This is a genomic window from Streptomyces sp. ActVer (genome assembly GCF_027270795.1).
In the GTDB taxonomy this organism is placed as follows: domain Bacteria; phylum Actinomycetota; class Actinomycetes; order Streptomycetales; family Streptomycetaceae; genus Streptomyces; species Streptomyces umbrinus_A.
The window spans coordinates 1-2,996 of the sequence record NZ_JAPWHT010000739.1; the positions used below are offsets into that span (position 1 = coordinate 1).

2 protein-coding genes are annotated in these 2,996 nt (G+C 73.0%); one reads left to right on the plus strand and one right to left on the minus strand.

Annotation, left to right across the window (positions count from 1 at the left end; genetic code table 11):
• Positions 1-1,912: bifunctional serine/threonine-protein kinase/ABC transporter substrate-binding protein (locus O3Q52_RS51390; RefSeq protein ID WP_269655289.1), on the plus strand; the 1,912-nt coding region annotated here is incomplete at its 5' end.
• A 77-nt stretch (positions 1,913-1,989) separates the two neighbouring features.
• Here O3Q52_RS51390 and O3Q52_RS51395 read toward each other — a convergent pair.
• On the minus strand, positions 1,990-2,832 hold the full coding sequence (locus O3Q52_RS51395) for a class E sortase (RefSeq protein ID WP_269655290.1): 843 nt from the start codon (positions 2,830-2,832) through the stop codon (positions 1,990-1,992).
• Positions 2,833-2,996: the final 164 nt, after the last annotated feature.

Here is a 2,996-nt window from a genome sequence, read left to right on the forward strand (position 1 = left end):
GGCCGAGGCCGTCACGCTGCACGGGCCGCTGCCGGAGCGTACGGTCCGCGCGCTGGGCGCCCGGCTGGCCGAGGCGCTCACCGAGGTGCACGCCGCGGGCCTGGTGCACCGGGACGTAAAGCCGGGCAACATCCTGCTCGCCCTAGACGGCCCCCGGCTGATCGACTTCGGCATCGCGCGCTCCACCGGTGCCACCGCGCTGACCGCGAGCGACGTGGTGATCGGCTCGCCCGGCTACCTCTCGCCCGAGCAGGCGCGGGCGCGGGGCGGTGACATCGGCCCGCCGAGCGACGTCTTCTCGCTGGGCTGCGTCCTGGCGTACGCGGCGACCGGCCGCCGCCCGTTCGGCACCGGCACCGCGGCCGCGGTCATCTTCCGCACGGTCCACGAGGAACCGGACCTGGACGCCGTGCCGTGGACCCTGGTCCCGCTGCTGACCGACTGCCTCGCCAAGGACCCGGCGGCCAGACCCACCGCACAGGAGGTACGGGACGCCCTGGCCGGTGAGGACGAACGGGAGGGCGAACGGACGGACGGGCGGGCAGGCAAGCAAGCAGGCGGGCAGGCGGGCGCGTGGAAGGACGACTGGCTGCCGCCCTCGCTGCCCCGGCTGATCGCGGAACGCTCGTCCGCCGTCCTGGCCCTGCCCGACCCCGGGCCGGCCACAGTCGTGCAACCGCCGGAGCCGCCCGGCCTCTCCCGGCGCCGCCTGCTGACGCTGGGCTCGGCGGCCGCGGTCGTCCTGACCGGTGGCGGCCTCGCGGCCTGGGCCACCTCCAGGCCCGCGTCCGGCGGCAACGGCGCGACGAGTTCCGCACCACTGCCCCGGTACGTCATCGGCCTGCACGCGGACCTGTCGGGCCCGGACAAGGCGATCGGCAGGGCTCAGGAGCGGGGCGCCCGGATTGCCGTGGCGGACTTCAACTCCCGGTCCCGCGACGACCGCACCTTCGACCTGGCCCTGAAGGTCCTCGACGACGCGGGCGAGGCGAAGCGGGCCGAGGAAGTGGCCGGAAAGTTCGTCGCGGACCACGACGTGTACGCCGTCATCGGCCCGACCGGCAGTGCCTCGGCCGAGACCGCCGTATCCCGCTACGAGAAGGCCCTGCTGCCCATCGTGACCGTCTCCTCCGGAGACGACCTCTACTCCCAGACCGTCTCCCGCGGGTACTTCCAGCTCAGGCCCGACGAGAGCACCCTGTCGACACCCTTCATCCACTACCTCACCCACGCCGAGAAGAGCCGCAGGACCGCCCTCGTGGACGACAGGGCGGCGAGCCGGACCAGTTGGCAGATCGTCAAGACCCTGACTGCGTACCCGCCCTCCAAAGGCACGACCACGACCCATGCCGTCCCCGCGGACAGCGAGGACTTCGACACGGTCGCCGCCGCCGTGCTCGCCTCCGACGCGCAGGCCGTCGTGTACGCCGGCTCCTCACCGCACCGGGCCGCCCGCTGCGCCCGCGCGCTGGAACGGGCCGGATTCCGGGGGACGCGCATGGCCCCGGAACCCGTCCTGCAGACCGCGTTCCTCAGGGAGGCGGGCCGGGCAGCCGAAGGCTGGGTGATGGTGACGACCTACGTCGACCCGGCCGAGCTGCCGACCGCGGCACGCTTCGTGAAGACGTACAGGAAGCGCTTCGGAGTAAGCACGGTCGGGCGCTTCGCCGTGGAGGCGTACGACGCGCTGCTCTTCGTCGCCCAGGGCCTGCGCGAGCTGGGCAGCGTCGAGCCCGAGCGGGGCGCCATGGTGCGCAGGCTCCGCCAGACCACCCACAAGGGGCTCGCCAAGACCATCGAATTCGATCCGGTGACCAAGCAGTTCCGCTGGGTCAACGGCCTCTTCCTCCACCGGATACGGAACGGCAGGCCGGACTTCCTGGGCCGCTACGACCAGGTGAAGAAGGCCTGATCCGGCGGAGGCCCGGGCTCGGGCTCGGGCTCGGGCTGCTCGGCGGATGGCTCGGCGGGGTGGCTCGGCGAGATGGCTCAGCGGGGCCGCATGGAACCGAGCTTCCCCCAGACCACCAGGCGGTACTTGGACGTGTACTCCGGAGTGCACGTGGTGAGCGTGAGGTAGTAGCCGGGGTCGGAGTACCCGTACGAGGGCCTGACCGTGCTGCGAGGGATCTCCCGGATCACTCCCCCGTCCCGCGCCGAGGTCTGCGACAGCGTCCTGTCGACGACGTACGTATAGACGGCGGTCCTGGTCTCCACCTCGATCCGGTCCCCCCGCCGAAGCCGGTTGATGTACCGGAACGGCTCGCCGTGGGTGTTCCGATGCCCGGCGAGCGCGAAGTTCCCGTCCCGCCCGGGCTGCGCGGTCCCCGGGTAGTGGCCGACGTACCCCTTGTTGAGCACGTTCGCCTTGCTGATCCCTTCCGCGACCGGAACACGGAGGTCGAGACGGGGGATGGTCAGGATGGCGTAGGCCTGGGTCCAACGGGGACGGGGGCCGGGATTGGTGGCGGAGGCGGAGTCCGGCGCGGACCGGGAGCCGCCGCCGGCATGGTCACCGTCGCTGTCGCCGTCCCCGTCGCCGGGGGAGGTGGAGCCACGGTCCGAGACGGATCCGCCGCCCGCCGAATCGCCCTCGCCACCCCCGTCCCCCTCTCCCTCCCACTCCCGCTGCAGGGCTTGGACCTTCCTCTCGGCGCCCTCCCGTGCCTGCCGATTGGTCCACCACAGCTGGTGGACGACGAGGAGCATGAGGACGACACCGAGGGTTACGAGGATCTCGGCGCCGTTCCAGAGGAGGCGGGCGTAGCGGGCACGCCGCCGCCGGGCCTGCTGATGGACGACGGGGACTCGATGGACGACGGGGACTCGCATGCGCGTATGCCTCCCTCCGTGCGGGAGCCGTGGCGGTGGCTGGGCCCGGGCGGCTGCCGTGGCCGGGCCGGGGCCAAGGTGGCGGGGGCGGGGGCGGGGGATGTCACGGGGGCGGGGTTCTCGGTGGGCGGGGGGCACGCGGCCTGACTCCGGCGGGGCGGGTT